This is a genomic window from uncultured Stenotrophomonas sp., assembly GCF_945952405.1.
In the GTDB taxonomy this organism is placed as follows: domain Bacteria; phylum Pseudomonadota; class Gammaproteobacteria; order Xanthomonadales; family Xanthomonadaceae; genus Stenotrophomonas.
The window spans coordinates 64,261-87,751 of record NZ_CAMFIA010000016.1 but is presented as its reverse complement, the minus strand read 5'-3'; the positions used below and the strand labels follow the sequence as shown (position 1 = coordinate 87,751).

Annotated in this window: 39 protein-coding genes and 1 pseudogene; 20 read left to right on the top strand and 20 right to left on the bottom strand. The window is 64.5% G+C overall.

Annotation, left to right across the window (positions count from 1 at the left end; genetic code table 11):
- Window positions 1-41: 41 nt before the first annotated feature.
- From Q0P60_RS15750 to Q0P60_RS15705, 10 genes and pseudogenes are all read right to left on the bottom strand, one after another.
- Window positions 42-197 carry a hypothetical protein gene (locus Q0P60_RS15750; RefSeq protein ID WP_294995506.1) on the bottom strand — a complete coding sequence of 52 codons (156 nt, stop codon included), beginning with the start codon at window positions 195-197 and terminating at the stop codon, window positions 42-44.
- 313 nt (window positions 198-510) lie between these two features.
- Entirely contained in the window at window positions 511-774 is a 264-nt protein-coding gene (locus Q0P60_RS15745) for a hypothetical protein (protein ID WP_294995503.1), read from the bottom strand.
- A complete protein-coding gene (locus tag Q0P60_RS15740) occupies window positions 767-1,048 on the bottom strand; it encodes a hypothetical protein (RefSeq protein ID WP_294995500.1) in 282 nt (93 codons plus the stop codon). Before Q0P60_RS15740 ends, Q0P60_RS15745 begins: the two co-directional genes overlap by 8 nt.
- Window positions 1,048-1,581, bottom strand: coding sequence for a hypothetical protein (locus Q0P60_RS15735; protein ID WP_294995497.1), 534 nt, complete (start codon window positions 1,579-1,581; stop codon window positions 1,048-1,050). The genes Q0P60_RS15740 and Q0P60_RS15735 overlap by 1 nt, the downstream gene beginning before the upstream one ends.
- Window positions 1,568-1,783 carry a hypothetical protein gene (locus tag Q0P60_RS15730; protein WP_294995494.1) on the bottom strand — a complete coding sequence of 72 codons (216 nt, stop codon included), beginning with the start codon at window positions 1,781-1,783 and terminating at the stop codon, window positions 1,568-1,570. Before Q0P60_RS15730 ends, Q0P60_RS15735 begins: the two co-directional genes overlap by 14 nt.
- Window positions 1,780-2,289: a hypothetical protein gene (locus Q0P60_RS15725; protein WP_294995491.1), complete on the bottom strand. Its 510-nt coding sequence runs from the start codon at window positions 2,287-2,289 to the stop codon at window positions 1,780-1,782. Before Q0P60_RS15725 ends, Q0P60_RS15730 begins: the two co-directional genes overlap by 4 nt.
- A complete protein-coding gene (locus Q0P60_RS15720; protein WP_294995488.1) occupies window positions 2,271-2,654 on the bottom strand; it encodes a Ref family recombination enhancement nuclease in 384 nt (127 codons plus the stop codon). The genes Q0P60_RS15725 and Q0P60_RS15720 overlap by 19 nt, the downstream gene beginning before the upstream one ends.
- Complete coding sequence (locus Q0P60_RS15715; protein WP_294995485.1) at window positions 2,651-3,229, bottom strand: hypothetical protein; 579 nt, start codon at window positions 3,227-3,229, stop codon at window positions 2,651-2,653. The genes Q0P60_RS15720 and Q0P60_RS15715 overlap by 4 nt, the downstream gene beginning before the upstream one ends.
- Window positions 3,229-3,684, bottom strand: a complete 456-nt coding sequence (locus tag Q0P60_RS15710) for a hypothetical protein (RefSeq protein ID WP_294995482.1) — start codon at window positions 3,682-3,684, stop codon at window positions 3,229-3,231. The genes Q0P60_RS15715 and Q0P60_RS15710 overlap by 1 nt, the downstream gene beginning before the upstream one ends.
- A gap of 171 nt (window positions 3,685-3,855) precedes the next feature.
- A pseudogene (locus Q0P60_RS15705) lies at window positions 3,856-4,269 on the bottom strand (DnaB-like helicase C-terminal domain-containing protein); the annotation flags it as partial.
- 21 nt (window positions 4,270-4,290) lie between these two features.
- Between Q0P60_RS15705 and Q0P60_RS15700 the strand changes: the two are divergent.
- The 3 genes from Q0P60_RS15700 to Q0P60_RS15690 are packed head-to-tail and all read left to right on the top strand — an operon-like array spanning window position 4,291 to window position 5,213.
- Window positions 4,291-4,581 carry a hypothetical protein gene (locus tag Q0P60_RS15700; RefSeq protein ID WP_294995479.1) on the top strand — a complete coding sequence of 97 codons (291 nt, stop codon included), beginning with the start codon at window positions 4,291-4,293 and terminating at the stop codon, window positions 4,579-4,581.
- Window positions 4,582-4,632: 51 nt separating this feature from the next.
- On the top strand, window positions 4,633-4,959 hold the full coding sequence (locus Q0P60_RS15695) for a zinc-finger-containing protein (protein ID WP_294995476.1): 327 nt from the start codon (window positions 4,633-4,635) through the stop codon (window positions 4,957-4,959).
- Window positions 4,956-5,213 carry a hypothetical protein gene (locus Q0P60_RS15690; RefSeq protein WP_294995473.1) on the top strand — a complete coding sequence of 86 codons (258 nt, stop codon included), beginning with the start codon at window positions 4,956-4,958 and terminating at the stop codon, window positions 5,211-5,213. The genes Q0P60_RS15695 and Q0P60_RS15690 overlap by 4 nt, the downstream gene beginning before the upstream one ends.
- Before the next feature lie 8 nt (window positions 5,214-5,221).
- Here the strand turns inward: Q0P60_RS15690 and Q0P60_RS15685 are convergent, their stop codons facing one another.
- A complete protein-coding gene (locus Q0P60_RS15685; RefSeq protein WP_294995470.1) occupies window positions 5,222-5,956 on the bottom strand; it encodes a hypothetical protein in 735 nt (244 codons plus the stop codon).
- A 20-nt stretch (window positions 5,957-5,976) separates the two neighbouring features.
- Here Q0P60_RS15685 and Q0P60_RS15680 point away from each other — a divergent pair, with 20 nt between their 5' ends.
- From Q0P60_RS15680 to Q0P60_RS15670, 3 genes are read left to right on the top strand one after another with little or no spacing between them, the layout of a single operon-like run.
- Window positions 5,977-6,129 carry a hypothetical protein gene (locus Q0P60_RS15680; RefSeq protein ID WP_294995466.1) on the top strand — a complete coding sequence of 51 codons (153 nt, stop codon included), beginning with the start codon at window positions 5,977-5,979 and terminating at the stop codon, window positions 6,127-6,129.
- Entirely contained in the window at window positions 6,126-6,446 is a 321-nt protein-coding gene (locus Q0P60_RS15675; protein ID WP_294995465.1) for a hypothetical protein, read from the top strand. Before Q0P60_RS15680 ends, Q0P60_RS15675 begins: the two co-directional genes overlap by 4 nt.
- On the top strand, window positions 6,439-6,786 hold the full coding sequence (locus Q0P60_RS15670) for a hypothetical protein (protein WP_294995462.1): 348 nt from the start codon (window positions 6,439-6,441) through the stop codon (window positions 6,784-6,786). The genes Q0P60_RS15675 and Q0P60_RS15670 overlap by 8 nt, the downstream gene beginning before the upstream one ends.
- Before the next feature lie 35 nt (window positions 6,787-6,821).
- Here the strand turns inward: Q0P60_RS15670 and Q0P60_RS15665 are convergent, their stop codons facing one another.
- On the bottom strand, window positions 6,822-7,403 hold the full coding sequence (locus Q0P60_RS15665; protein WP_294995458.1) for a hypothetical protein: 582 nt from the start codon (window positions 7,401-7,403) through the stop codon (window positions 6,822-6,824).
- A gap of 160 nt (window positions 7,404-7,563) precedes the next feature.
- Here Q0P60_RS15665 and Q0P60_RS15660 point away from each other — a divergent pair, with 160 nt between their 5' ends.
- Entirely contained in the window at window positions 7,564-8,529 is a 966-nt protein-coding gene (locus Q0P60_RS15660; RefSeq protein ID WP_294995517.1) for a site-specific DNA-methyltransferase, read from the top strand.
- 74 nt (window positions 8,530-8,603) lie between these two features.
- On the opposite strand, the gene Q0P60_RS15655 is transcribed toward Q0P60_RS15660, so the two are convergent.
- Entirely contained in the window at window positions 8,604-8,906 is a 303-nt protein-coding gene (locus Q0P60_RS15655) for a hypothetical protein (RefSeq protein WP_294995455.1), read from the bottom strand.
- A 27-nt stretch (window positions 8,907-8,933) separates the two neighbouring features.
- Between Q0P60_RS15655 and Q0P60_RS15650 the strand changes: the two genes are divergently transcribed.
- Window positions 8,934-9,230: a hypothetical protein gene (locus Q0P60_RS15650; RefSeq protein WP_294995452.1), complete on the top strand. Its 297-nt coding sequence runs from the start codon at window positions 8,934-8,936 to the stop codon at window positions 9,228-9,230.
- The gene (locus Q0P60_RS15645; RefSeq protein WP_294995450.1) at window positions 9,227-9,478 is read left to right on the top strand and encodes an AlpA family transcriptional regulator; all 252 of its coding nucleotides are present in this window, start codon (window positions 9,227-9,229) and stop codon (window positions 9,476-9,478) included. Before Q0P60_RS15650 ends, Q0P60_RS15645 begins: the two co-directional genes overlap by 4 nt.
- 249 nt (window positions 9,479-9,727) lie before the next feature.
- On the opposite strand, the gene Q0P60_RS15640 is transcribed toward Q0P60_RS15645, so the two are convergent.
- The 3 genes from Q0P60_RS15640 to Q0P60_RS15630 all read right to left on the bottom strand — a co-directional run bounded on the left by Q0P60_RS15640 (window position 9,728) and on the right by Q0P60_RS15630 (window position 11,451).
- Window positions 9,728-10,144, bottom strand: a complete 417-nt coding sequence (locus tag Q0P60_RS15640) for a hypothetical protein (protein WP_294995447.1) — start codon at window positions 10,142-10,144, stop codon at window positions 9,728-9,730.
- A gap of 104 nt (window positions 10,145-10,248) precedes the next feature.
- A complete protein-coding gene (locus Q0P60_RS15635; protein ID WP_294995444.1) occupies window positions 10,249-10,803 on the bottom strand; it encodes a hypothetical protein in 555 nt (184 codons plus the stop codon).
- A gap of 213 nt (window positions 10,804-11,016) precedes the next feature.
- The gene (locus tag Q0P60_RS15630) at window positions 11,017-11,451 is read right to left on the bottom strand and encodes a hypothetical protein (protein WP_294995441.1); all 435 of its coding nucleotides are present in this window, start codon (window positions 11,449-11,451) and stop codon (window positions 11,017-11,019) included.
- Window positions 11,452-11,514: 63 nt separating this feature from the next.
- Here Q0P60_RS15630 and Q0P60_RS15625 point away from each other — a divergent pair, with 63 nt between their 5' ends.
- On the top strand, window positions 11,515-11,781 hold the full coding sequence (locus Q0P60_RS15625) for a hypothetical protein (protein ID WP_294995437.1): 267 nt from the start codon (window positions 11,515-11,517) through the stop codon (window positions 11,779-11,781).
- A 108-nt stretch (window positions 11,782-11,889) separates the two neighbouring features.
- On the opposite strand, the gene Q0P60_RS15620 is transcribed toward Q0P60_RS15625, so the two are convergent.
- On the bottom strand, window positions 11,890-12,561 hold the full coding sequence (locus tag Q0P60_RS15620; protein ID WP_294995434.1) for a hypothetical protein: 672 nt from the start codon (window positions 12,559-12,561) through the stop codon (window positions 11,890-11,892).
- Between the two features lie 294 nt (window positions 12,562-12,855).
- On the opposite strand from Q0P60_RS15620, the gene Q0P60_RS15615 reads away from it, so the two are divergent.
- Both Q0P60_RS15615 and Q0P60_RS15610 read left to right on the top strand, forming a co-directional pair.
- Entirely contained in the window at window positions 12,856-13,302 is a 447-nt protein-coding gene (locus tag Q0P60_RS15615; RefSeq protein ID WP_294995431.1) for a hypothetical protein, read from the top strand.
- Window positions 13,303-13,336: 34 nt separating this feature from the next.
- On the top strand, window positions 13,337-13,819 hold the full coding sequence (locus tag Q0P60_RS15610; RefSeq protein ID WP_294995428.1) for a hypothetical protein: 483 nt from the start codon (window positions 13,337-13,339) through the stop codon (window positions 13,817-13,819).
- A 14-nt stretch (window positions 13,820-13,833) separates the two neighbouring features.
- Here Q0P60_RS15610 and Q0P60_RS15605 read toward each other — a convergent pair whose 3' ends face one another.
- Entirely contained in the window at window positions 13,834-14,295 is a 462-nt protein-coding gene (locus Q0P60_RS15605; RefSeq protein WP_294995425.1) for an isoprenylcysteine carboxylmethyltransferase family protein, read from the bottom strand.
- Between the two features lie 153 nt (window positions 14,296-14,448).
- Between Q0P60_RS15605 and Q0P60_RS15600 the strand changes: the two genes are divergently transcribed.
- The 8 genes from Q0P60_RS15600 to Q0P60_RS15565 all read left to right on the top strand — a co-directional run bounded on the left by Q0P60_RS15600 (window position 14,449) and on the right by Q0P60_RS15565 (window position 21,237).
- Window positions 14,449-16,458, top strand: coding sequence for an alpha/beta fold hydrolase (locus Q0P60_RS15600; RefSeq protein ID WP_294995422.1), 2,010 nt, complete (start codon window positions 14,449-14,451; stop codon window positions 16,456-16,458).
- 59 nt (window positions 16,459-16,517) lie between these two features.
- On the top strand, window positions 16,518-17,495 hold the full coding sequence (locus Q0P60_RS15595; protein ID WP_294995419.1) for a hypothetical protein: 978 nt from the start codon (window positions 16,518-16,520) through the stop codon (window positions 17,493-17,495).
- A 114-nt stretch (window positions 17,496-17,609) separates the two neighbouring features.
- On the top strand, window positions 17,610-18,482 hold the full coding sequence (gene hchA / locus Q0P60_RS15590; protein WP_294995417.1) for a glyoxalase III HchA: 873 nt from the start codon (window positions 17,610-17,612) through the stop codon (window positions 18,480-18,482).
- Between the two features lie 5 nt (window positions 18,483-18,487).
- Entirely contained in the window at window positions 18,488-19,192 is a 705-nt protein-coding gene (locus Q0P60_RS15585; protein WP_294995414.1) for a PA1136 family autoinducer-binding transcriptional regulator, read from the top strand.
- A gap of 88 nt (window positions 19,193-19,280) precedes the next feature.
- Window positions 19,281-19,517: a hypothetical protein gene (locus Q0P60_RS15580; protein ID WP_294995411.1), complete on the top strand. Its 237-nt coding sequence runs from the start codon at window positions 19,281-19,283 to the stop codon at window positions 19,515-19,517.
- A 134-nt stretch (window positions 19,518-19,651) separates the two neighbouring features.
- The gene (locus tag Q0P60_RS15575; RefSeq protein ID WP_294995407.1) at window positions 19,652-19,891 is read left to right on the top strand and encodes a hypothetical protein; all 240 of its coding nucleotides are present in this window, start codon (window positions 19,652-19,654) and stop codon (window positions 19,889-19,891) included.
- 94 nt (window positions 19,892-19,985) lie between these two features.
- Window positions 19,986-20,228, top strand: coding sequence for a hypothetical protein (locus tag Q0P60_RS15570; RefSeq protein WP_294995404.1), 243 nt, complete (start codon window positions 19,986-19,988; stop codon window positions 20,226-20,228).
- Between the two features lie 154 nt (window positions 20,229-20,382).
- Window positions 20,383-21,237, top strand: a complete 855-nt coding sequence (locus tag Q0P60_RS15565) for an endonuclease/exonuclease/phosphatase family protein (protein WP_294995401.1) — start codon at window positions 20,383-20,385, stop codon at window positions 21,235-21,237.
- A gap of 44 nt (window positions 21,238-21,281) precedes the next feature.
- Here Q0P60_RS15565 and Q0P60_RS15560 read toward each other — a convergent pair whose 3' ends face one another.
- Both Q0P60_RS15560 and Q0P60_RS15555 read right to left on the bottom strand, forming a co-directional pair.
- Window positions 21,282-22,700 (bottom strand): efflux transporter outer membrane subunit, encoded by a 1,419-nt coding sequence (locus Q0P60_RS15560; protein WP_294995398.1) that lies wholly within the window; start codon window positions 22,698-22,700, stop codon window positions 21,282-21,284.
- Window positions 22,694-23,431 carry an SDR family oxidoreductase gene (locus Q0P60_RS15555; RefSeq protein ID WP_294995395.1) on the bottom strand — a complete coding sequence of 246 codons (738 nt, stop codon included), beginning with the start codon at window positions 23,429-23,431 and terminating at the stop codon, window positions 22,694-22,696. The genes Q0P60_RS15560 and Q0P60_RS15555 overlap by 7 nt, the downstream gene beginning before the upstream one ends.
- Window positions 23,432-23,491 lie beyond the last annotated feature (60 nt).

Genomic DNA, 23,491 nt, shown 5'->3' with positions numbered 1-23,491 from the left:
CATCGGTCGGCCACGGATCGGCCAGCACCAGCTGATCGCTCTCACCGGTGAACGGACGCACCCGCAACACGCGGTACCTGAGCCAGAAAGTGCGCCTTTTGCAGCGCGGTCACGATGCCGAACTGGATGCACGCGTCTTCCAGCGGCTTGGCGTACTGGCCGGCGCCCATGGCGGCGGCTACGGTTTCGGTGCTCACCATGGTCTCTCCTGCATAGGTGCCCGCCCCGCAACCGGCTGGTGCGCGAGGATGTGGTTGGTCCGAGGGGCTGCGGGCGTAGAGGGCCGATCACCACCGCTGCCTAGGCGCTGCCCAGTCTCCAAGGACCGTGCGCAGACCGCCCGCCTGCGTGGACGCCGGCCCCAATCGCCTCACGGCGAGCGGAGGGGAATTCGGCGCGGTGGTTGATCGGTGTCTGGGTCCCGGAAACGCAGAAGCCCCAGCGCAGGGCCGGGGCTTCAGGGACAATTCTTGACTATTGCAGAATTAGCGCATCGAACTGTGCAACTTGTCAAGCATCATTGTGTCCGGCCGCCCAGGAACCACCAGCGATCCAAGCGAGAGAATCACCCGAATGGTCAGTGGGACCGAGGAACTGCTGATACTCCCTAGGTTGCTCCGAGCCCCAAGCGTCAAATTCGTTCCGCCAGTCGTCACCAGCCCTCAGACCGCTACGCTCGAGGAACCAAATAAGAGGGAAGGCTTTCAGGAAACCATCCCCATGGGAGGGGAATCCTGCATCGGGAATTTCATTGAGCCAGCTGAAGTCAGCCATGTTCGTGCTCATCTACGTGCAACTGAACAATGGCCACCGCAAGCACCTCTCCGGCCACGACGTTGATCATCGGCAATGCACGAAACTCCAATTGCTGTGCAACAGCCCACACGTTGAACTCCGCTTGCCAATCACTTCCCGGCTCAAGCCCGGATTTACTAAGCAGGTCCGTGAGTTCGACCTTCAGGTGCTTCTTCCCGTCATGCGCGTTCCACCGCAGTGGCTCAATGTCGTAGATCCAGTCAAATTTTCCTTTTGCCACGTCAATCTCCATTAGGCGGCGATCCTGCCGCCCATGAAGTCTACCCCGCGCTGCAGCTCCCTGCGGTACTGCCAGACCGACAGCGCGCCGCCGTACTTCTCGGCCACCATGCGTGCCTTCACCGCCTGGCTGGCAGACACGGTGAACTCGGTCCGGACGATCAGGGCGCGCAGCGGGTACTGCCTCTCCATTGATGCCAGGGCCCGGTCGATCCAACGCAGCTCATCCGGAACACCGACATCGACCGCAATCTCCGGGTTGTCGTGTGGGTGATCCGCGTCGTTGGAGGCGCGAATCGGGTCCGCCGCCCACAGTGGCACGATGCGAAGGCCTTTCACGCCGGCGCCGGCCGCCATCAGGCGGCGACGATCGGCCCCATCGCGGCCCACCAAGTCCTGGATCGCCCTCTCCCGCGTCAGCGGGGCGTGGTCGCGAACCTTGTCCAATACGTGCACGCTCCTGTCGGCACGGCTCAGCGCAAACCGATTCACCTGGGCATGGCCCCAGCGGCGCAGCTCTTCGGTCAGCGGATCAATGTTGCGCATCGCGCATGCCCTCCAGTACGGCGTCATCGAATCGGAAAACCGGCAGCTTGCTGTCGGTGTCGCAGGTGCCAGCCCGTTCGGGCCAGCCTTTGCAGTGGAATCCAGCGGCACCGGCGGCGCGGAACTGGCAGACCGAGCAACGGCCGTGCTTCTGCACGTAGGACCGGTAGCGCTTCTGCATGCGCAGCTCGGCGCCAGTCATGCGGCAGCCTGGCCCATGGCCAGCTGGTGCTCGGCCCACAGGGCGATCAGCAGCGCATCGGCGCGGCCGTTGTCCTTCTTTCGCTGCAGCTGGCCCGCGGCGGCCGGGAACCGCTGGATCGCAAGCAGCCGGGCGGCGTCCTTGTCCTGGCCAATCAGCCCGAATCGGCGCTTCCAAACTGCCGGGATGGCGCGCAGGTATGGCACACCCATCACCTGCAGTACCGCGCGGGCTTGGCCGTAGCTGTCGCCGAAGCGGAATGCGCTGGTGCCGCCGTCGCCAGGCCGTGCACCGACCTTTTCCAGCGCGGCGTGCACCTCAGCGCCGGGGTGCGCCTCGCGCTGGGCACGGATGAAGGTGGCCACCGCGCGGGCGTCGACCTCCTTCCAGCCATCCACCTCGCGGGTGGGCATATCCAAGATCGGGCCAGGCACGCCGTCGATCAGGGTGGCCACCGCCCCGGACAGGCCGGGGTCGATGCCAAAGGTCACGCGGCGGGTCGCCATGAGGTCTTCTCCAGGTGCTGTTCGATCAGGGTGTTCTGCAGGTCCAGCAGGTAGTCGTCGGTGCCGATCTCCTGCCGGAACCGACGCGGTTCGCGGGCGTAGCTGGGGCCGTACCGGTCAGCGCAGGCGGAGTGGCTGAGGCCAGCCATCGGCCCACCGACGTGGTGCCAGGGGCACAGGCCGATGGTGAAGTCATGGCCGCGCCGAGGCTGGCCGTGCTTCCCGCCGACAAGCAGGTGGTGCACCTGGCAGGGCATGAAACCGTGGCCGAGTGCGTCGCATACGATGCAGCCGATCTCGCTGATAGCGTCCATCCGCTGCTGCTGGGCGGCGGTGGGCTTGCCCGTGGAACGACCGCGCCTCATGCTTGCTCCCACCGAAAAGGGGGAAAATCATGAGCTGCGTTTACAACTGCTTTGCCGATACTGGCAGCACGAACTGGAGCGCATGGCTCCAAACAGGCATTGCTGCTATTGCGGTAATTGTCGCTGCCTTGGTTCCAACAGCCATTTTTCGACATGAGCAACGACAATCGAGGGATCGAGAGCACGCCCGTGCAAAGTGTGTTTTTGCAATCAGTCTCGACCTTCTGAGGACCAACGTTCTTGAGCTCCAGGTAGGTACCCAACTTATTCAACAGGGCGAACGAAGCGAGCACTTCCTTGATTGTTTGATCCAGGACACTCGAGTACTTCCGGAAGTCCGTGATGCGCTTGGAGTTGGTCATGAATTTCCCAGACTTGCGGATAAACTCGTCGCCTACGTCCTGAAACTTGACGACGCGCACGCATCCGCTATCGCCACAAAGAACAATGCGGCAAGTAAATGGCTGAATGGAGACGATCCCTACGATCTCAGGGACAAATTCGATTTGGCCGCTGACGCTGGCACCGCACTTACGTCTAGCATCCAAGCAATAATGAGCGAAAGGGCCGAGCATTAAGCTGCACTCCCCTGCTGCCGGGCGTTGACCATCCGCCAGTAGTCCGCGCGCACGTCGTCCAGCATTACGTGCGCGTAGTGGTCACCGATCCAGGCTGTGATGCCCCTGAAGAAGGTGGCGAATTCCTCCTCCTCCATCGAATCGAACGCCAGGGACTGGGCCACCTTCACCGGGATCGTGCGGATCTCCGGCAGCACGCCGACAAGCACCTTGCGGGCACCTGCTCCCAACACCGCCTCGGCAGCATCCAGTAGCGCTGCGATGACCGGGCTGGCGTCCATCTCCACCATCTCGCAGCAGATGCCTGACTCAAGCTGCACCTGCTTCAGTGCGGCGTGTGCGTCCAGGTCACGGAACGCCTCGACGTTGTCGACCAGCAGGTGGCCGATGACGTGGGCCAGGCGGTGGAAAGCTGCATTGCGCGAGGCCTTTGATCTCCAGTCGGTACTCATGGCCGGCGCGGTAGCCGCGGTCCTTGGCCAGCCGTCGATCGATGTCGTTGCTTGGGACGAACGCGCCCAGTTCTTCACCGGTGGCCGCATCGACCAGGCGCATGCAGGTGGCGTAGATGGGCCGGCTGGCCCGCTTGGCGCGGACTTTCCGTGCAGCTTCTGTCATCGCGGTCATGCGTCGTCTCCTGCAACAAGGTCACGGCGGCTGCGACGGCGGCGGCCAGCGGCCGGCACCTCGAAATCATCCTCCCCACCGCCGACGGTCGAGGTGCCCTTCAGGCTGTAGTTCGGCCGCGGGCCGGTGTAGTCATCGAACGCGCTGCACTGCAGCCGGTGCTGCAGGTAACAGGTGCCGGTCTCGCCCTGGCGGTTCTTCGCCACGATCAGTTCGGAGATTCCCGGCGCGCCGCAGGCATCCTTGCTGTAGTAGTCGTCCCGGTAGAGGAACATGATCACGTCGGCATCCTGCTCGATGGCACCGGACTCCCGCAGGTCGGCCATGCCGGGGCGCTTGTCTAGGCTCTTCTCCACGCTGCGATTGAGCTGCGACAGCGCCATTACCGGGCAGTGCAGCTCCTTGGCCAACAGCTACCCGCTGGCCGCCTGATGGAACTCTGGCGCACCAGCGAACTGCGGGTTCTGCGCCAGATGGAGGGCCGCGACGCGTTGACCGTCGCGGCTGCCCTCGGGCGATCCCCACGTGCCGTCCAGGACATGGCCCGCTGCCAAGGGATGCCGGTACCGCGGCAGCCTCACGCCCGGTACTGGCCGGCACCCACCAAGCGCCGCGCCCGGCAGCTCCGGGCAAGCGGCAACACCATCAACCAGATCAGCACGGCGCTGGGTGTCCCGTTCGGGACCGTGCGCCGCTGGGTCTACGAAGGAGCTGCAGCATGAGCGAAGTTCGCCGCCCCTGCCCGACCTGCAACTGCGAAGCGCAGTTGGTCAGTGGCCGGGAAATCTATCCCCATTGCCCGGACCTGTACCACAAACCGTTCTGGGCATGCCTGCCTGCCCTGCCGCACTTGGGTTGGTTGTCACGCAGGCGGTCTGCGCCGCCTGGGCCGCCTGGCAGACGACGTCACCCGCCGGCTGAAGATGGACGCCCACGCCGCTTTCGATCCGATCTGGAAGGACGGCCGGATGAAGCGCAAACAGGCATATGCCTGGCTGGGCGAGCAACTGGGCCTGTCCGAACGCGACTGCCACATCGGCTGGATGAGCGACGAGGATCTCCGTCGCGTTGCTGAAATCTGCGAAGGAACGACGGCATGAGCCGCCACGTCGCCCGCCGCGCGCCCAAGGAAACCATCGGCTTCGCTTGGGGCCGGTTCCCCACCACGGACGGCAGCGCCGTCACCTGGCGCCTGTACCGCCGCGACCACCGCCGGGCGCTGCACATTCATGTGCAGACCTTCTTTGCCCATGAGGACCGTGCGGTGATCGCCGCCCACCTGCGCCGCGCGCGCCGCTACCTGCGCGACAAGGTGGACGACATCGACCTAGTGGCGATGGGGCTGCTGCCATGAAACCGCAGCTATCGCTTCACTTTAAGGAGTGCCTCTTCACGGGAGTAATCCTCAGGCTGCGAACCCGCAAACTTTGCAAAGCGCTTGGCCACTCCAATGCTGGCCGAGAGCATTGCAAGCAAGGAATCTCTGAGAAGCATCAGATCGTTGTTCTGATTGACCAGAGTGGGGATTACGACTTCTGCCGAATCGTCCTCTGTGGGCAGACGGGCTGCAACGCGTTTACTTGCGACGTGGAGCCCTTTCCACATACCGATAAGTCTAGCTACATCGTCACCAAGGCCATGTTTCAGATTGTGCAATCGCTCTTGAGCATCCTCCGAAGCAGGAAGTGGCGAGTAAGACATATCGGCGAGCAGCTTATTAAGTTCTTGGCGACCGATGATCGTTCCAACATTAGCGATAGTCGCTTCGTCGAGAACCTCAATAAATGCACCGAGCATGGCCGGGAGCATTGCGATTTCAAGATCCAGCAAGCTTCCAAGGATACGCGCGGTCTCCTCGCGAGCCGTGACCATTTCTTGATGCTGCTGTTGAGCTATTCGCTTCGCCTCGTCTGCAATCGATGTTGCCCGTTCCGAGATGGAAGTTGCCTCCCTGGAGATCGAAGTTGCTTCTGCTGCGGCCTTTTTGGCCTGCAGACCCACCCACACGGTGACGCCGGCCGCGATCGCTCCCACCCCAACCGCAACCCAATCAGAGAGCTTCCCAACCTCGTCCGCGAGTGGACAAAAAAATGCCATACATCCTCCATGAATAGGACGTGCATTCTGCCATGACCTACATCCATCCGAACGACCGGGTCTACGCGCTGGAGCGCGCCCTAGCCGCCGCCATCGCCCAGGGCGAGGACCGCAAGGTGCAGGACGACCTGCGCGAGATCCTGGCCGAAGCCCGGCGCGAGGCCCGGGGATGAGCAACCTGGTGCTGGTGCCGGCGCCGAAGGATCCGGGCGTCCCGTCTCGCATGCGGCAGCCGACGAAGGACGCCTATCGCCAGTGGCTGACCCAGGCCAACGAGCGCATCGAGCAGCTGCAGGCCGAAGTGGCTGAGCTGCGCGCCGGCGGCAGCATCAGAACCACCCGGCTCGGTCTGATCACTGACCTGGTAGCAGCCGCCACTGCCCTCGGGCACCACGAAACGCTGCGCAGCAGCAGCGACGAAACCATCGACTACTGGCGCACGCGCGTTGAGCAGCTGCGCGCCGAACTGACAGGAGAACACCATGGCTGAGATCACCCGAATCCGACTCCAGCACGCGAACAACGGCATGGCCGCCGGCGGCCGTCCGATCCGGATCCCCCGCTCGATCGACAGCGTGCGCGCGCATCTGAAGCGCCACTTGGTGGAAGAAGGGAAGCGCATGCAGGACCTGGCCGACGTCTGGGGCTGCTCGAAGCACAACGTCTACGACCTGTTCTACCGCGATCGGCCTATCTCACCGACCCACATCGAGCTCGCCGCGAAGCTGCTCGGCCTGGACGAATTCGACACCAACGAGCTGCGCCTGCTCGGTGCCCGCGAGGCCGGCTGGCATATCGACGCCAACTTCCTTCTGGGGAGACTTCCATGAATGCCGTTTGGAATTCTCCCGCTCACAACTCGGGACTAATACCAACTCTTCTTGCTGAGCCGTTTAAGACGGGGTCTGATGCGTGCCCCCTTCAGCCGCTCTTGTCCGTTCTCAATCCAACCACGGCAGTTCTTCAACAAGTTCTTGACGGAATCCTCAGCGTCCTTCCAATCCTCGTTTTCCATAGTGCCGAGAGTACGACCGCAGTGGAGAACATCACTCACTGCTTCAAGCATGTGCGCCATCCCAAGGAGGAGATCAAGATCAACTCCGGGCCACTTGGAAGCGTCAAAACCACAAGCGTGATCTCCTTCCAGCTTCTGAGAGAGATATTGGAACCTAGACCGAGCTGCCTCCAAATTGGCCAGTTTCCAGGCAGCGTCGGCTGCCTCGACCGATATCTCATCCAAGGGAAACTCTTTCCTCAAATTGGAGAAATACACGCCGATGCTTACGGCGTTATTAATGTAAGAAGCCGCAAAGAGTGCATTGAGACGCTTCCTCTGCATGCGACGCTGGATTGCAGGGGCAAAGATTGCCGCGAATACCGCCGAGACAGTCCCGACTGCGGCCCAAGCATCCCACCACACGACACAGCCGCCGATGCCGGGCTCCATGCACGGACTTACTCCATGCCACAACTGTTGCAACAGATTCACTCTCAGATCCCCTTGTGGATAGGCCGGCATTCTGCCACGGCTTGCCATCACAACGAGACTGCGCATGGATAACCCAGCCGCCGGAAGCAAGATCCACGTCGGAGACTGCGTGGAAGTGATGCGCGGTATGGCTGCTGGTTCGGTGCAGACCTGCGTAACCAGCCCGCCGTATTACGGGCTGCGCGATTACGGCGTGGCTGGGCAGATCGGCCTGGAAGGTACCCCGGCCGAGTACCTCGCGCGCCTGGTCGCGGTGTTCCGCGAGGTACGCCGCCTGCTGCGGGATGACGGCACGCTGTGGCTCAACTTGGGCGACACCTACACGCAGTCCGGCCGTGGGCAGGAAGGCGCGGCGGTGACCCTCGAAGGCAGTACTGGCCGCAATCGCTCCGGGGCGCTGGGTGCTCTCGGCGCGATGGGAGGGCGCATCAGCGTGCAGGGCCTGGCGCCCAAGCAGATGATCGGCATCCCGTGGCGCGTCGCGTTCGCACTGCAGGACGACGGCTGGTTCCTGCGGCAGGATATTATCTGGGCCAAGCCGAATCCGATGCCGGAAAGCGTTACCGATCAGTGTACCAAGGCGCACGAATACCTGTTCCTACTGTCCAAGTCTCCCAGGTACTACTTCGACATGGAGGCGATCAAGGAGCCATCCGCCGGCGGCAACAATTATCCGCCGAACGGTGGACCTGTGCCTGGGCAGCCCGCGCAATCCCGGCTGCGCCCATCGGTGCGTCGGGGCGGCTTCGACGGCAAGACCAGCGCACTGCCCGGACGCGGGGCATTCCGCGCAACGGTCGAGATGCGCCACAAGCGCAGTGTCTGGAACGTGGCCACCACGCCATTCAAGGACGCCCACTTCGCCACCTTCCCCGAGCAGCTGATCGAGCCATGCATCCTGGCAGGCGCACCTGCCGGCGGCCTGGTGCTGGACCCGTTCATGGGCGCCGGCACAACTGCGGTGGTTGCCCAACGCCTCGGCCGACAGTGGCTGGGCTGCGAGCTGAATGCCGAATACGCCGCGATCGCCGAGGCGCGCATCCGCGTCGCGCAGCCTGGTCTGTCGTTTGGAGACGTTGCATGACTCCGCCCATGGCTGAACAGCTGCTCACCGCTGCACCCGCTCTGCCCCAAGCGGGCAGAACAGAACCAGCCGCCCTATGGAGCCGGCGCCCAAAGTGCCAAGAGCTGAAGGAGGAACGAGGCGAACAGCAAGACCAGCGCAACCTTGCTCATAACGAGGTAGCGGGCTTTGAACCAGAACACCGCACGCTTTCGGCGCGGATCTCCTTCCGGCACCTGGAGCCCAGGACTGCTGACATATCCCTCCTTCGTGATCTGCCAGCCGGCGCTGCCCCAGAAGAACAGCAGCACCACGCTGACCAACCCTGCTACCTGCCCGGCAATTGTCAGCTGGCGGGCGTCCACGCCGATAGCGGCGATGAGTTCGGCAATGGGCATGGGCGCACTCCGGCAAAGGTGTCCAGCATGCTGAATCAGTCAATGAAGGCTTGCAAGCATGATGCAGGGGTCTGGAGGAAAGGTGCGAGCGGTCTGGATGTCGACCACCGCGAAGTCGGCCACTTGCTGGCCAGCCTGTCGGGGGTGGACCTATCCAAGGCCAGCAAGGCTACCGTGCCCGCCTGGGAGGCGCGTGGCCTGTCCCTGATCGAACTGGCCCGTGGGGACCGGGCCAAAGCCGACCGGATCATGGCCCCCGTATCGAAACGCCGCCACCGCGGCACCAATCTGGCCGCCGCCGGCGCGCCAAAGGAGGAAGCATGAACGAGAGCATCGCAGTCACCCCCAGCCGCCTCCTGCGTCGCGCCGAGGTTCTGGCCCGGGTCGGCATGGCGAAATCGACCCTGTACTTGCGCATTTCGGCTGGGAAGTTCCCGAAACCGGTCCACCTGGGCAGCTCCGTTCGCTGGGTCGAATCGGAGATCGATTCCTGGATTCAGGACCAGATGGAGCAGCGAGACCAGACGGGCGAAACTGGGGGCATGGGTGGGGGTATCGCGGACGCGGCATAGGGCCGGATAATTGCAGCACAAGGGCCTGCGCCTGCACTACGGTAGAGCCCACCTCCACCATTTACCGGTCCAGTCGGGACCAAAACGAAGCCGGAACCCTAGGGTCTCCGGCTTTTTTTTGTCCAGCGTTGTGCGGGGCGTTCCCTGTACCCGCCTTCCAGACCCGGCAACCATGGGCGGCGGGGTTGTTTGATTCAGCGCCTGGAGCGCGTCGCCTGGAAGTACTTCAGACCCTGCAGGAGCGGCAACCTACTGCCGCTCCATCGTGGGCCGTCCGCCGGCGGGCCAGGTGATGCGATAGGCCAGGACATCACCAGCAGAGACAGTCACGTTCTGGAACGTTGAGAGGTTCTGGCAAAGACCACCACCGGCCTCAAGCTTCAGGAAGTAGCTTCCTGGCGCGACGTGCATGCTGGCCGATTCGCCCGGCTTCAACGCAACGACCTTATGATTGTCTATCAGGATGTCGAACGAACAGCCACCGCCCGCAAAGCCTTTATCGCGCGTCACGTTGAGGGTGGCCGAGCGATCGGGACTGCTTTCAAGGTAACGGGTGTCGTACACCCGGCCGGCTGACACCGCTTTCGCGGCTCCGGGGGCAACGGCCGTCGAGGAACATCCTGCGGCAAGTACAGCCAGGAATCCCAGCGCTGAAATCTTCTTCATACGTCCCCCTTGTAGGGCTGCGAGTCTACCCGGCCGGCACGTCCAGGGAAAACCTGCAGCTCTTGGCGGCAGTCGCGTAACGACTGCCGCTCCTTCCGTATCAATCAGATCCAGATATAGCCCAGGATCCCTTCGAACACGGCCTGGTACTTGCCTTCGCAGTTTGGATCAAGCGTGTCGAAATGATCGTTGTAGGCATACACCTTCGGGATGTTTCGGGTGCAGCGATACAGCGGCACGGTACCGGGAAGCTGCGTGCCCGCCATGTAGCCCGTGATGGGCATGCCGTTGGTCGTCTTCATATGACCTTCGCAGTTCGCATCCGTGGATGAAAACGAATCCATCCAGTTGTTGTGCAGGCATGCATAAAGGGTAATGCTCCCCTCGAACGGGTAGTACGAGATGAAGCCGAGAATGCCCTCGCGACTACCGGGATGTCTTGATCCTGCAGCCGTGATGGGACGAGCGGTGAACGTATTGTCCCTCCACCTCCATCGCTCAAGGTCGACCAGCTGGACCCCGGCAGGCAGATCTGCGGCCTGGGCATTCGCTTCAGCCAACAGCTTCGGCGTTGCACCCAGATAATCGATGTCCTGCGCAGACGCGTTCCACGCGAGCGAAGCGGCCAGGACAGCTCCAATAGCAATCATCTTCTTCACATCTACTCCTTTTCCAGAATGGACGTCCATATTTCCAGCGAGCGTCATGCCCGCACTCCGATTCTAGGGAAAGGAATTCCGTACCACTGAGACACGGTTGGAGATTCGCGCCTTGAAGCGATAATGGGCATATCAACAGCGGACGGGTGCCTGCGTTGTTCTCGATCCCGCTTCTCTGGTGGCCTATGCGTGCCCCCTCACCCACAGCAAAAGCTATCGGACCGCGCATTCGTACGGATGCACCTGGAAGCCGAGCGAACGCTCTCCATCGGCAGCGATCTCTGCAGCATCACCGAAAGCACTGTAGGGAATCTGGCCCTGGAGCTGCCGGCCGGGCTCAATCCTGATCTCGCCGCAACCGCCAGGACAGTAAGCACTCCCTGTTGGCAGCAGATTCCGCGCGCCACCCGATAGAACAAGCGTGGCGCCATCGAAGCCTGCCGGCAAGGCGCCCACCGTTGGCCACCACTCCCTGGACACACAGATCGGAGCCTTCGCCCGTGAGATCAACGTCACGTCGAACCGTTGCGCTCCGGGATTATCCGTAACGGCCAGAGCGTAATCGGAGGCCGGTACCCATCGGATTGCCGGCACCGCGGCGCACGCCGCCAGTGCCATCAACGCGATCGACAGCAGTCCGTTCTTCATCGGGCTGGATCCGTTTGGCTTTAGACTGCGCCCAGCAACACCGCGGGCCTCAGGAGATGCAGCTTGAACGACATGATTCACGACAGCACCAAGTTCATCAAGGGACCTCTCCAGTTCGAGTTCGACGACGAGTTGGGTCTTCTGCGGATATCCGCCGTGTACACATCAAACGAATCCGGTGTCGGGCAGGCGGAAGTAAGGAAAGACACATGGATGCTTGATACGCCGATCTGCCAGGAGCTGGTAGAACTTCTGCCAGCACTGAAAGCGTTCCTGGAACTGCAGGTCGCCATGCACGGCACTCCCCTGCGAAACCCTGAACCCAGCTAGCTCCGCATATCCGGGCGTTTCCATGCAGCACGTCCACTGATTCCTGCGCGACAAGGTGGAAGGCATCAACCTGCAGCCCATGCAGATTGCGGCATGATCCGGAGCCTGTCAGGACGCTTGGCAAGCCTCCGCTGACGCGCCAAATACGAATGCGTGGAACTCATCGGCAAAAGTAGCCGCGAACGCCTCGGCACACTCGAGTTGCACCCCAAAATTGTTGACCTGCGACATCGACTGGGTCACGTATTTGCCACTGTGTTCCTGGGAGCTGAAGCCGGCGGCCCTGTCGACGAGCGCGTGAATCCGCTCAGCGCCAAAACGCGCTTCCCGGGCATGGCCAATCAGCGTAGCCAGATCCGCTCCCAAACCGGCAGGAAGCGTGTGGATGCGATCTTCGGCCAGTTTCGCACTCGGAAGAAGCGGGCCATCGAGGTCGGCGATCGCCCGATGAACTGCCTCAGCCCAGGCATGAACTCCCGGCACAAAGCTGGCGGCACCCAGCGCTTCCTTCACCTGCTGCAACCGGACCGGAAGCCTGGACACCTCATTCAACAGAAGCCTGCCGATTATCCGTGCGGTCTCCTCACGCAGCGTCACGGCTTCCGCATGCTGTTGGCCGGCAATTCTGGTCGCCTCCTCGGCAATTTCGGCGGCGCGTTTGGAGGTTCTGTGGGCGAGCGCCGCCACCACCGTGGTTGCCACTGCGGCACCGACACCGACCACCACCGCGGCCCAGTCGGCCACGTTTCCCCAATCCGTCGAAAGCAGGCAGATCGTCATCGCCAGATTCCCCCGTCCGTGTTGGAGCCGATTCTGCCACGACCGGCGGCCGCGCCAGCACCGGCCAGAATCCCTCAAGCACTCCGCACGTCCGGCAGCCATGAATGCCAGCCGGGCCCTTCAAGTGTTATCGGCCTGGCCGACGTTCCGTGGCACTGGATACGCGGAAGCCCCACCTGATCGCTCAGCTGCATATCTCAGGCGCCAGGGCCTGCCCGACACCTGTCAATCCGGATCAAATTCATTGCATCATTGCGGCCACCGAGACCCGATCTCCGCCAAGGAAGAAACGCAATGAAGCATCTGCTCGTCCCCGCCCTGCTGGTCGCCGCACTGTCCGGTTGCATGCCCACCAAGCAGGCGTCACCCGAGCAGATCAAGGATGCACCGGCCGCGCGAATCTTCCCGTTCGACGCCCAGGGCGAGCCCACCGGCACCGTTACGGTGACCCGCGACGTGGGATTCATCGGCAGCGGCTGCTACATGGGCGTGATGATCGACGGCAAGATGGCTGCGCATCTCGACCCCGCCGAGCGCGTGTCCTTTACCTTGGCGGAGGGGCGCCATGTGTTGACCGCCACACCCGTCCAGGGGCGCGGCCTGTGCGGTGTGCTGCAGTCGGAGAAGACCAACAACTCCCGCCGGCGTTCGACCGAAATCCACGTCCGCGCAGGCGCGACGCAAGCCTATCGGCTCTACTCTCCCGCAGAAGAATTCCCGGTGATCGAACCGGCGTTCTGACGCCATTCCTCCGCTTCCGACAGAAGGACCTGCCATGAAAGCCGCTCTCACCGTCTCCCTGCTCCTGGCGGCCGTCGCCGCAGTCCCGGCCGCCCATGCAGCCGCACCGGCCATCGCGCCGCCCGGTACCGCCACGCTGGAAGCGCTGCTGGCCTGCAAGGCCGGCTCGAACTTCAGCGAGGCCGAAGCCATCGACGCGCTGCAGGCGGCCGGGCTGGCCAGGAAGCCGGGGGGCACGTTCGAGCCGGAGGTCGCGCCGGTCGCCCTGTTCGGCGGCACGGTGGCCAGCGCCGATGTCAACGTAGCCGAGGGCGAAAAGAGCCTGTTCGTGTACTTGAACGGCGTCGATGCCAAGCGCTTGGCCAAAGCATGGTCGGTGACCACGGTCAACGAATACGCCAATACCGAAGAGCCGTCGTACGTGAAGCGCGTGGACGAGGGCCACACCCTGCATGTGATCGCGGGTGACGACTACGAAGGCTATTCCGCTGCGGTGAAGTGCCAGATCACGCCGTGACGGCCTGACCCGCGCTACAGCCAGCGCCGCACGCGCTGGCGGAACCGCGCATACGCTTCGGGAAAGCGGACCGACAGTGCCCGCTCTTCCGGCAGGATCTGCCAGCGGGTGATGTACAGCACGAACAGTGGCACCGCCAGCCACGCCACCGGGTTCTGCAGGTACAGCATGGCGCCCGCCAGGACGGTTGCCTGGCCCAGATACATCGGATTGCGCGTGTAGCGGTACACCCCGTGGGTGACCAGCGCGCTCGACGCCGACGGGCGCAGCGGGTTGACCGTGGTGCGCGCGTGCTGGAACGCCAGCTTCGGCAGCAGGTTCAATGCCAGGCCGATCGCCAGCAATGCGCCTGCCAGCAACGTCGGAAACGGCAGCGACAGCACCCGCTCTCCTGCCAGGCGGCTGCCCAGATAGCCGAGGCCGCCGCACAGCAGCATCACCAGGGGCGGTGGAATCCGGGTCTCAAGCCAACGCATCGCCATCCCTGCATCCCTCCATTCACCCCAGTGTCACACGGGAATGCCTGAATCGCTGCCATGGCAGCGGTTTCGAGGCGCAAACCGACCACCCGGTATCTTTTGTTTTGGCAGGCCGAACGCTAGAGTGGCGCCACCGCGCAGGAGGATCGTATGGCTACCACGGGCTTGGGCTTCATCGGCCGCACGACCCTCATCATCACCGTGCTGCTCAGCCTGGGCGGCTGCGCGACGCTGCGCCAGTTCGGGCCATCGGTGCAGGTGGCCTCGGTCACGCCCGGCCAGTACATCGCGCTCAAGCGCGGCGACATCCTCACCTCTGGAAAGCTCAGCGCGGCCACCACGGAAACCCTGCGCGTGGCCGGTCTGGACGAAGGCGTCTGCGCCAAGCCTGGCCTGCCCTGCATCGAGGCGATGGAGGCCAGCATCGTGGTGCGCGAAGAGGACAAGCGCTCCAGCCTGGCCGAGCTGTGGCTGCAGTATGCGATGACCCTGCCCGCGCCCAAGCGCGAGTACTCCGCCTCCGGCCGCGCCAAGAGCGCGATCACCGAGCTGGATGCCGATTTCCAGCCGCGCCTGGATGCCTGGATGCAGGTCGCGCGGCAGGCCTATGCGTACCTGTTCTTCACCGAGCGCACGGCCAACCAGCGTGGTTTCGAAGACCGCCAGACCCAGGTGCGCGACTACTACAACCTGGCCGTGCAGGAAGCTTCGGTGCAACTGTACAACGCCTATGCCACCGGCCGGGTGCGCAACGATACCAGCCACCTGACGCTGGGCCGCTGGACCTTCGTACTGGCCCCGTCCACCGATGCGTCGCCGCTGGATACGCGTACGCCGACCGAACTGGTGCCAGCGGCGTCGCTGTCATTCACCGGCACGCTGCGCAGCGTGCATCGCCGCGATGGCTTCGGTGCCGAGCTGGTGGCAGTGATGGCCGATCCGGCAGCCAGCACCGCCCCCACGCCCTCGACCACGCAGGCTGCCACTGCACCGGCGCAGAGTTGGAGCGAAATGCCCTCGCCGTCGATAACGGTGCTGCTGCGCTTCTCGGGCAGGAACCTGTGGGAAGTGCTGCACGACGACGAGCCGGAACTGGAAATCCACGACCCCTACCAGGTCACTGAAGTCACCCTGCACGGGCAGGAAGTACCGCTGGCCGCGAACTTCACCGCCGGCTATGCGCTGTGGCTGGCACGCTCCAACTTCGCCCACCAATCGCTGCGCTCGCTGTTCGGTGGCAAGGGAGCGATCGACACGCCGCACCTGTACATGATGCAGCCGTACGATCCGAACCGCCGCGTGCTGCTGATGATCCATGGCCTGGCCAGCAGCCCGGAAGCCTGGGTCAACGTCGCCAACGAGCTGATGCGCGACGACGAGATCCGCCAGGATTTCCAGATCTGGCAGTTCTATTACCCGACCAACATGCCGATCGCGATGAGCCACGATGCGATGCGCCACACGCTGGCCGAGGTGTTCAAGCACTTCGACCCCAGCGGCAAGGCGCAGGCTTCGCACGACATGGTGCTGGTCGGGCACAGCATGGGCGGGGTGATCGCGCGCCTGATGATCTCTTCTTCCGGCGATCATCTGGTGGACACCCTGCTGGCCACCGCGCAGATGACCCCTGCGCAGCGCGAACTGCTGCGCACCCGGGGCGCACCGGTGCTGACCTTCCTGCCGGAACCGGAAGTTTCCCGGGTGGTGTTCATCGCCACGCCACACCGCGGCACCGATGTGGCGAGTACCCGCCTGGGGCGCTGGATCGGTCGCCTGGTGCGCTTGCCGCTGACCGTGCTGGAAGACGTGGCCACCATTGCCAACGACGGCCAGATCGATCGCAACGATGGCAAGCACGGCTACCAGATGAACAGCATCCAGAACCTGGACAAGGATGATCCCTTCGTCCGCGCCGTTGCCGACCTGCCGATGGCGCCGAAGGTGCGCTACCACTCGATCATCGCCCGCGCCAAGGCCGACGGTCCGCTGGAAAAGACCGACGATGGACTGGTGCCGTACTGGAGCTCGCATCTGCCGCATGCGGAGTCGGAGAAGGTGATCGTGTCCGGGCACAGCGTGCAGGAGGCCACCCCGGCGATCATCGAGCTGCGCCGGATCCTGCACGAGGACATGCAGCAGCATGGCGCAGTGGTGAAATAGCCCCATCGGGAAGCCGCCCGATCATGCCGCCCCCTCACTCGATACGACAAGGCAACGGAATGCATATCAAGGACATCATCGGCCTGATCGGCCTGCGCGGCTCCGATCCGGAGCTGTGCGCCTGGTTCGCGCAGCAAGGGCTGGCCTCTCCGCCCGCCGCGATCACGGCCAACCAGGGCCAGAAATCGGTCAAGGACAAGACGCATGGCGTGGAGTACCACTTTGCCTTTGACATCATCCATGACCGCTTCTACCCGCCGCAGGACGCCAAGCGCGGGAGCTGGGTGAGCCACCTGAAGTCGGTCACGCTGTATTCCCATCGGCCCCGCGGCGCTCCCGCATTGCCTGCAGGGTTCTGGAGTGGCTACGTCGCGCCGGAGGCCTCGTTGCAGGAGTGCCTGGACGGCTTCGACGGCCGGATGGAGGATTTCGGTGACACGGCGTACTTCGAGAAGCGGCTCGCGGACGACGTGCAGATCAAGCTCTGGTTCGATCAGCGTCGCCTGCGCGTGCAGGAGCTGCAGATCAATCTGGTCGAAGACCGCCAGTTCATCGGCCATCACGATTTCGACCCGGGCAACGAACACAACACCTTCAAGCAGGCGGCGACACTGCTGGTGCGCTGGCTGCTCGAGCGCGGGCACCTCAAGCTGGCCGATGCCGTCCGCGCTACAGGCTCAGGTGTTGAGCACGAAGCCATCCTCCATTTCGTCAAGCAGCGTCTCAACAATCATGTGTGGAAGAGCCAGCTGCACGATGATCCGGTCCTGCATGCGGTGCTGGCACATTCGCAGACCACGCGTCCGCTGATTCTCAAGGATGGAACCCGGCTGGCGCTGTACGCGCCCTGGATGCTGATGAAGGCCGGCGGTTACTGGGACGCTCACCAGGCGCTGTACAACGACGACACCCTGCCGGACTGGAGCGAACGCCTGACCGCCTTCGAACGCTCGGTGACATTGGATGCGGTGCAGCAGCAGGCGTTCCTGTTGGCGATGGATGAGGCCTACCACTGCGTGAAGGCGATGCAGGCGTAGCGTCGAGCGCCGCCTGCCGCCGCTGAACCCGGGCGACACGTGAGGGGAAATCCCTCATCGCGCGTGCGCAGCCGCCCTTCTATGCTGGCCCCACTTTCCCCGCAGGAGGTCCGCATGAACACGCAAGAGCCCAGCCGCCAGCCCAGCCCCGATCCGGCCGAGCGCGATGCCTTCTTCCCGTCGCCGTACTCGCTGTCGCAGTTCACGTCGCCCAGAAGCAACCTGTCCGGCGCCGACTATCCGGACGCGCGCCGTGATGGCCGCTGGAAGGTACTGATGATCGCCGCCGACGAGCGCTACCTGCCCACCGCCAATGGCCATCTGTTCTCCACCGGCAATCACCCGGTGGAAACCCTGCTGCCGATGTACCACCTCGACAAGGCCGGCTTCGACATCGACGTGGCCACGCTGTCGGGCAACGCCGCCAAGTTCGAATGGTGGGCATTCCCGCGCGAGGACAAGGAGATCGGCGGACTCTACCAGCGCTACGAAGCGCGCTTCCGCCAGCCGCTGGCACTGGACGAGGTGGTGGCCGCACTGGGTCCGGACTCGGACTATGCGGCGGTGTTCATCCCCGGCGGCCACGGCGCGCTGATCGGCCTGCCGCAGAGCCCTGCGGTGAAGGCGGTGCTGCACTGGGCGATGGCTGCGCAGCGCCACATCATCACCCTCTGCCACGGCCCGGCCGCCCTGCTGGCCGCAGGCGTCGGCGAGGCAGACGGCGGATCACTGTTCCGTGGCTACCGGATCTGCGCCTTCCCGGATGCGATGGACCGGCAGACACCGGAGATCGGCTACATGCCGGGACAGCTCACCTGGTTCTTCGGCGAGCAGCTGGCGCAGCAGGGCGTGCAGATCGTCAACGACGGCATCGATGGCAGTGTGCTGCAGGACCGCCTGCTGCTGACCGGCGACAGTCCGCTGGCCGGCAACGCGCTCGGCCAGCTGGCCGCGCGTACCCTGCTCGACGCGCTCGCCGGGCGCTGAAACCGATGACCGGGCTGGTGCACGCGCTGCTTGAGCTGGAACGTGCCCGTACGCTGGCGACGGTGGGCGCGGTCCTGCGCAGCATTGCCGCGCCGCTCGGCTACGACCGCGTGCTGGTGTTCGCCACCGGCACCGGCCTGGAACGCGGCACGCAGCGCGTGTACTGGATCGAGGGTGACTGGTTCGGCGATGGCAGCGATACCGACCTCACGCGCTACCTGCGCGCCTGCCCGGTCAATCGGCACGTCCTCGACAGCGATGCGCCGTTCTTCTGGAGCAAGCGCCAGGGCCTTCGCGGAGAGCGCTACCAGGTAGTGAAGCAGCCGCGTGGCGAAGGCCTGCATGGCCTGCAGGTACCGGTCTTCGGCACCACCGGCCTGGAGGGCGCGATCAGTTTTGCCGGAACCTCGATCGATGCCTCGGCCGGCGCGCGCCTGCAGCTGGAAGCTGCTGCAACCGCAGCATTCCGTGCCGCGCGACAATTGGCCGAGGCGCCCGCCGAACTTTCCGGAAGCCTGCTGAGCACGCGCGAGCGCGAAGTCCTGCGCTGGGTCGCGGCGGGGCGGCGGCAGGCCGAGATCGCCGCCACGCTGGGGCTGTCGGCACGAACGGTGGAAAACCACCTGCGCCGCGCACGCCAGCGTCTGGGGGTGGCAACCACCGCACAGGCGGTGCGTGCCGCCAGCCGGCGTGGCGAGATCGAGGACTGATCACGCAGCAGGCACTTCCTGCGGCCTGCTTCACGTGTTACACACGCCATGCGCATGTGCGCGATTGCAGAAAGCAAGGATGATGCTTATGAAACTGCAACTGGCCGTGATGGCCGCATGGGTGGTGGCAACGGCCACCCTCGCTCCGGTGGCGGATGCCCATGCCGGCGGGCCCAAGGAAAACGTTTCATGTGTGCCGGTGAGGGTGGATGTCAACCGCGTCCATCAGCGTTGCACGGAAACCTACACCGATGAATTCGGCAACGTATACGAAGCCGAGTACTGGATCGACGAGTACGGCAACCCCTACCTGCGCAGCGAATGAGCCACAGGGGGACGCGCCGGGCCGCCTGCCGGGCCGGCGTGCACGCAGCAGCTTTGCACGTGGCGGCCTGACCGCCCACGCGCAGCTGCACGACACCGCGCAGACGCGCGATTGCAGACACAAGGATGATGCTCATGAAACTGCACCTGGCCTCGACGGCCGCACTGGTCGTGGCAGTGGCTGGAATGATGTCCACCGGCACCGTGCGCGCAGGAGTGGCCTCCCCGCCGGGCAGCGTGACCCGCTGCGAACCGTTTGAAGTGGAGCGCTATCGCATCCATCAGCATTGCATCGTGACGATGCCCGATGCCGATGGCGATATCTTCCTCACCGAGTACTGGATCGACGAGTACGGCAACCCCTACCTGCGCTGATGGGCCAAGGGACACCGCGCCGGGCAGCTGACCGCCCGCGTGCATTCGCACGACACCGCGCAGACGCGCGATGACTGACACAAGGATGATGCCGATGAAACTGCACCTGGCCGCGATGGCCGCATTGACGCTTGCCCTGGGGGCGCTCTCCGTCGCCCCGGACGCCACTGCCGGAAACGATGGAGGCGGGCCGGAGAACACCCGCTGCGTACGGGTGAAGATGGGCCCCTACTACCACCAGCGCTGCGAAGTGACGTACTTCGACGAGAACGGTGAACCCTACGTCCGCGTGTACTGGATCGACCAGAATGGCCAGTGGTATCTCCCGGCCGACTGAGAATCGATGATCCCTGATCGCGCCCGCGCGATCCGCCGGGCGGCGCCTCCCGCGTCCGCCCGGCACTGCCAGCCGCCCATCCCGGCATACCGCTGCGCCCAGCTTCCGTGGCATGCTCCATGAAACCGTTTTCATGGAATGGAGGGATTCCACGATGTTGCCGCGTTTCCATCGCCCGGCGCTGTGTGCACTGCTGGCGCTTGCCCTGCCTGTCGTCGCCTGGGCCACCCCACCCGCACCGCTGAAGGTGATGTCATTCAACGTCCGCACGCCGGCGGACACCGAGCCCGGCAAGCGCTGGCCGGACCGCCGCAACGCCATGGTCAAGGTCATCCTGGATGCGCACCCGGCGGTGATCGGCACCCAGGAGCTGGTGAAGGAGCAGGCCGACTACCTGTCCGCCCACCTGCCCGGCTATCGCTGGTTCGGCGAAGGCCGCCGTGGTGGCAGCGGCGACGAGCACATGGGCGTGTTCTACGACAGCAAGGTGCTGGCCATCGAGACGTCCGGCAACTTCTGGCTGTCCGATACGCCCGATGTGCCGGGCAGCATCACCTGGGGCAACCTGTACCCGCGCATGGTCACCTGGGCGCTGTTCCGGCGCCTCGACGACGGCCGCCGCTTCTACTTCATGGATACCCACCTGCCCTACCGCGACGAGGACGAACCGCGCCGGGTGAAGGGTGCCGAACTGATCGGCCAGCGCCTGGCCGCGCTACCGGCCGATCTGCCGGTGGTGTTGACCGGTGACTTCAACAGCGAACCCGGCGGTGAAACCTACAAGGCATTCACCGGCCTGCTGCAGGACACCCGCACCCAGGTGAAGGCTGCGCAGGGACCACGCCTGACCTTCCACGATTTCACCGGCAAGGCCACCGCGCAGCTGGACTGGGTGCTGGTGCGCGGCTTCCATGCGCGCAGCTTCCTCACCGATGACCGCCGCATCAACGGCGTGCTGCCGTCGGATCATTTCCCGCTGGTGGTCGAGCTGGACTGGCCTCGCCCCTGAAACAGGAAGGGGACGGAAGCCTGTGCTTCCGTCCCCTGCCGCTTTTACTGCTGGGCCACGCTTGGCGGCTGCGGTGACTGCCCCCAGCCACCCAGTGCCTTGTACACGCCAACCACGCTGACGTTGACCTGGGCCTCGGCGGCCGCCAATGCATCGTCGGCCGCCAACTGCGTGCGCTGCGCATCGAGCAGGGTCAGGAAATCTTCCGAACCCTCGCGATAGCGGATCTGCGCCAGCGATTCGGCACGTCGTGCGGCCTGTGCCTGTTCAACCACGATCGCCAGCCGCGCCTGCTGCTTGGAATAGCGGGTCAGCGCATTCTCGGTGTCTTCCAGCGCCAGCAGCACCGCCTGCTCATACTGCGCCGCCACGCCCTCGGCTTCGGCCTTGCTGGCACGCAGGCGCGCACGCACGGTGCCGAAGTCGAATGCCGCCCAGCTCAGCGATGGAGTCAGCGACCAGGCCTTGTTGTTGCCATTGACCAGGCCGCTCGCATCGCCGCCGAGGAAGCCGACAAAACCGGACAGCGACAGCCGCGGGAACAGATCGGCGGTGGCCACGCCCACGCGGGCGGTCGCGGCGGCGAGGCGACGCTCGGCCACGCGCACGTCGGCGCGCTGGCGCAGCAGTTCGCGGGTATCCCCCAGTGGCAAGGCCTTGGCGAACGCCGGAACCTCGTGCGGCGCCAGCATCGCGGTCAACACTTCCGGACGCTGGCCGAGCAGCACCGCCAGGCGGTTGCGCGACTGCGTCTCGGCCACTTCCAGCAGCGGGATGTCGGCCTCGATTGCCTTCAGGCGGGCACGGCTGCTCTGCACGTCCAGCTCACTGCCTGCACCGAGCTCCCAACGCGCCTCGGTCAGCTTCTGCGTATCGCGCAGGTTGACCAGGGTGTGCTGGGCCACCGCGATGCGCTTCTGGGTACCGCGCAGCTCGAAGTAGTTGCGTGCAACTTCAGCGGCGATCAGTACCTGCGCGTCGGCCAGGTTGGCCTGCTCGGCGTCCAGATCGGCGCGCGCGGCTTCTGCAGCACGGCGCTTGCGGCCGAACAGATCCAGCTCCCAGCCGGCATCGAAGCCGAGCTGGTAGCTTTCACTGAACACCCGCTGCCCACCCAGCTGCGGATCGGGTTGCTTGCGGCGGTCGTAGCTGCCGCCTGCGGTGATGTGCGGGGCCTGGTCGAAACGGCTTTCGACGAACACCGCGCGGGCCTGGCTGACACGGGCCACGGCCACGCGCAGGTCCAGGTTGTCCGACAGTGCGCCATGCACCAGTTCTTCAAGCACCGGATCATCGAACTGTGCCCACCAGCTCGCCACCGGCGAGGTGGTGCTGAACACCGGCTGCTGCGCGCCCTGCAGGACCACCGGCTCCTGTGCCGGTGCCTTGTAGTTCGGGCCGACGCTGACACAACCCGCCAGTACCAGGCTGGAGACGGCCATCGCCAACGTACGGATCACCACGGCAGCACCTCGCCCAGGTAGGTGAAGCTGCCGTTCGGGCCCTCATGGCCGATCAGCGCCATCTGCACGCTGGAGCGTGCGCCTTCGGCGATCTCGATTTCGCCATGGCCGCCGTTCATGTCGGTTTTCACGTAACCCGGATGCACGGTGTTGACCTTGATCTGCGTGCTGCGCAGCTCGTGCGCCAATGCCAGCGTCCAGCTGTTCACCGCAGCCTTGGACGCGTTGTAGGCCGGTACCTTCATGTCATAGATGCCCGATGCCGGATCGGCATGCAGGGTCTGCGAACCGAGGATGCTGGACACGTTGACGATGCGGCCGGCCTTGGCCTGCTGCAGCAGTGGCAGGAATGCCTGGGTCACCGCCACCAGGGCGTAGACGTTGGTGTCGAACGTGCGGCGCCAGGTATCCAGCGACTGCTCCGACGGTAGCTGTGCCGGGTTTTCCAGCAGCACGCCCGCGTTGTTGACCAGGATGTCGAGGCGCCCGTGGCGCTCACGCACCTGCTGCACAGCCTCGGCGATGCTGGCGCCATCGGTGACGTCCAGCTGCAGCGCTTCCACCGGCAGGCCTTCGGCCTGCAGCTTCAGCGCCTGCTCCACGGCCGCTTCGCGCTTGCGGCCGGCCAGCAGCGTGTGCACGCCGGACTGGGCCAGCTGGCGCACGGTTTCGGCTCCAATGCCGCGGGTGGCACCGGTGACCAGTGCGATCTTGTTCTGATGGGTGTTCATGGAGTCATGCCTTTGGAGGGGGAAAACCGACACCGGCCGGAGGACCGGTGTCGGCGGAGT

Bases quoted from the DNA above. Each gene is read 5' to 3' on its own strand.
- Q0P60_RS15745 (WP_294995503.1), bottom strand. From the start codon at position 774: ATGGCTGACTTCAGCTGGCTCAATGAAATTCCCGATGCAGGATTCCCC.
- Q0P60_RS15740 (WP_294995500.1), bottom strand. From the start codon at position 1,048: ATGGAGATTGACGTGGCAAAAGGAAAATTTGACTGGATCTACGACATT.
- Q0P60_RS15735 (WP_294995497.1), bottom strand. From the start codon at position 1,581: ATGCGCAACATTGATCCGCTGACCGAAGAGCTGCGCCGCTGGGGCCAT.
- Q0P60_RS15730 (WP_294995494.1), bottom strand. From the start codon at position 1,783: ATGACTGGCGCCGAGCTGCGCATGCAGAAGCGCTACCGGTCCTACGTG.
- Q0P60_RS15725 (WP_294995491.1), bottom strand. From the start codon at position 2,289: ATGGCGACCCGCCGCGTGACCTTTGGCATCGACCCCGGCCTGTCCGGG.
- Q0P60_RS15720 (WP_294995488.1), bottom strand. From the start codon at position 2,654: ATGAGGCGCGGTCGTTCCACGGGCAAGCCCACCGCCGCCCAGCAGCAG.
- Q0P60_RS15715 (WP_294995485.1), bottom strand. From the start codon at position 3,229: ATGCTCGGCCCTTTCGCTCATTATTGCTTGGATGCTAGACGTAAGTGC.
- Q0P60_RS15710 (WP_294995482.1), bottom strand. From the start codon at position 3,684: ATGAGTACCGACTGGAGATCAAAGGCCTCGCGCAATGCAGCTTTCCAC.
- Q0P60_RS15700 (WP_294995479.1), top strand. From the start codon at position 4,291: ATGGAACTCTGGCGCACCAGCGAACTGCGGGTTCTGCGCCAGATGGAG.
- Q0P60_RS15690 (WP_294995473.1), top strand. From the start codon at position 4,956: ATGAGCCGCCACGTCGCCCGCCGCGCGCCCAAGGAAACCATCGGCTTC.
- Q0P60_RS15685 (WP_294995470.1), bottom strand. From the start codon at position 5,956: ATGGCATTTTTTTGTCCACTCGCGGACGAGGTTGGGAAGCTCTCTGAT.
- Q0P60_RS15675 (WP_294995465.1), top strand. From the start codon at position 6,126: ATGAGCAACCTGGTGCTGGTGCCGGCGCCGAAGGATCCGGGCGTCCCG.
- Q0P60_RS15670 (WP_294995462.1), top strand. From the start codon at position 6,439: ATGGCTGAGATCACCCGAATCCGACTCCAGCACGCGAACAACGGCATG.
- Q0P60_RS15665 (WP_294995458.1), bottom strand. From the start codon at position 7,403: ATGGAGCCCGGCATCGGCGGCTGTGTCGTGTGGTGGGATGCTTGGGCC.
- Q0P60_RS15660 (WP_294995517.1), top strand. From the start codon at position 7,564: ATGCGCGGTATGGCTGCTGGTTCGGTGCAGACCTGCGTAACCAGCCCG.
- Q0P60_RS15655 (WP_294995455.1), bottom strand. From the start codon at position 8,906: ATGCCCATTGCCGAACTCATCGCCGCTATCGGCGTGGACGCCCGCCAG.
- Q0P60_RS15650 (WP_294995452.1), top strand. From the start codon at position 8,934: ATGCTGAATCAGTCAATGAAGGCTTGCAAGCATGATGCAGGGGTCTGG.
- Q0P60_RS15645 (WP_294995450.1), top strand. From the start codon at position 9,227: ATGAACGAGAGCATCGCAGTCACCCCCAGCCGCCTCCTGCGTCGCGCC.
- Q0P60_RS15640 (WP_294995447.1), bottom strand. From the start codon at position 10,144: ATGAAGAAGATTTCAGCGCTGGGATTCCTGGCTGTACTTGCCGCAGGA.
- Q0P60_RS15630 (WP_294995441.1), bottom strand. From the start codon at position 11,451: ATGAAGAACGGACTGCTGTCGATCGCGTTGATGGCACTGGCGGCGTGC.
- Q0P60_RS15620 (WP_294995434.1), bottom strand. From the start codon at position 12,561: ATGACGATCTGCCTGCTTTCGACGGATTGGGGAAACGTGGCCGACTGG.
- Q0P60_RS15615 (WP_294995431.1), top strand. From the start codon at position 12,856: ATGAAGCATCTGCTCGTCCCCGCCCTGCTGGTCGCCGCACTGTCCGGT.
- Q0P60_RS15610 (WP_294995428.1), top strand. From the start codon at position 13,337: ATGAAAGCCGCTCTCACCGTCTCCCTGCTCCTGGCGGCCGTCGCCGCA.
- Q0P60_RS15605 (WP_294995425.1), bottom strand. From the start codon at position 14,295: ATGCGTTGGCTTGAGACCCGGATTCCACCGCCCCTGGTGATGCTGCTG.
- Q0P60_RS15600 (WP_294995422.1), top strand. From the start codon at position 14,449: ATGGCTACCACGGGCTTGGGCTTCATCGGCCGCACGACCCTCATCATC.
- Q0P60_RS15595 (WP_294995419.1), top strand. From the start codon at position 16,518: ATGCATATCAAGGACATCATCGGCCTGATCGGCCTGCGCGGCTCCGAT.
- hchA (WP_294995417.1), top strand. From the start codon at position 17,610: ATGAACACGCAAGAGCCCAGCCGCCAGCCCAGCCCCGATCCGGCCGAG.
- Q0P60_RS15585 (WP_294995414.1), top strand. From the start codon at position 18,488: ATGACCGGGCTGGTGCACGCGCTGCTTGAGCTGGAACGTGCCCGTACG.
- Q0P60_RS15580 (WP_294995411.1), top strand. From the start codon at position 19,281: ATGAAACTGCAACTGGCCGTGATGGCCGCATGGGTGGTGGCAACGGCC.
- Q0P60_RS15575 (WP_294995407.1), top strand. From the start codon at position 19,652: ATGAAACTGCACCTGGCCTCGACGGCCGCACTGGTCGTGGCAGTGGCT.
- Q0P60_RS15570 (WP_294995404.1), top strand. From the start codon at position 19,986: ATGAAACTGCACCTGGCCGCGATGGCCGCATTGACGCTTGCCCTGGGG.
- Q0P60_RS15565 (WP_294995401.1), top strand. From the start codon at position 20,383: ATGTTGCCGCGTTTCCATCGCCCGGCGCTGTGTGCACTGCTGGCGCTT.
- Q0P60_RS15555 (WP_294995395.1), bottom strand. From the start codon at position 23,431: ATGAACACCCATCAGAACAAGATCGCACTGGTCACCGGTGCCACCCGC.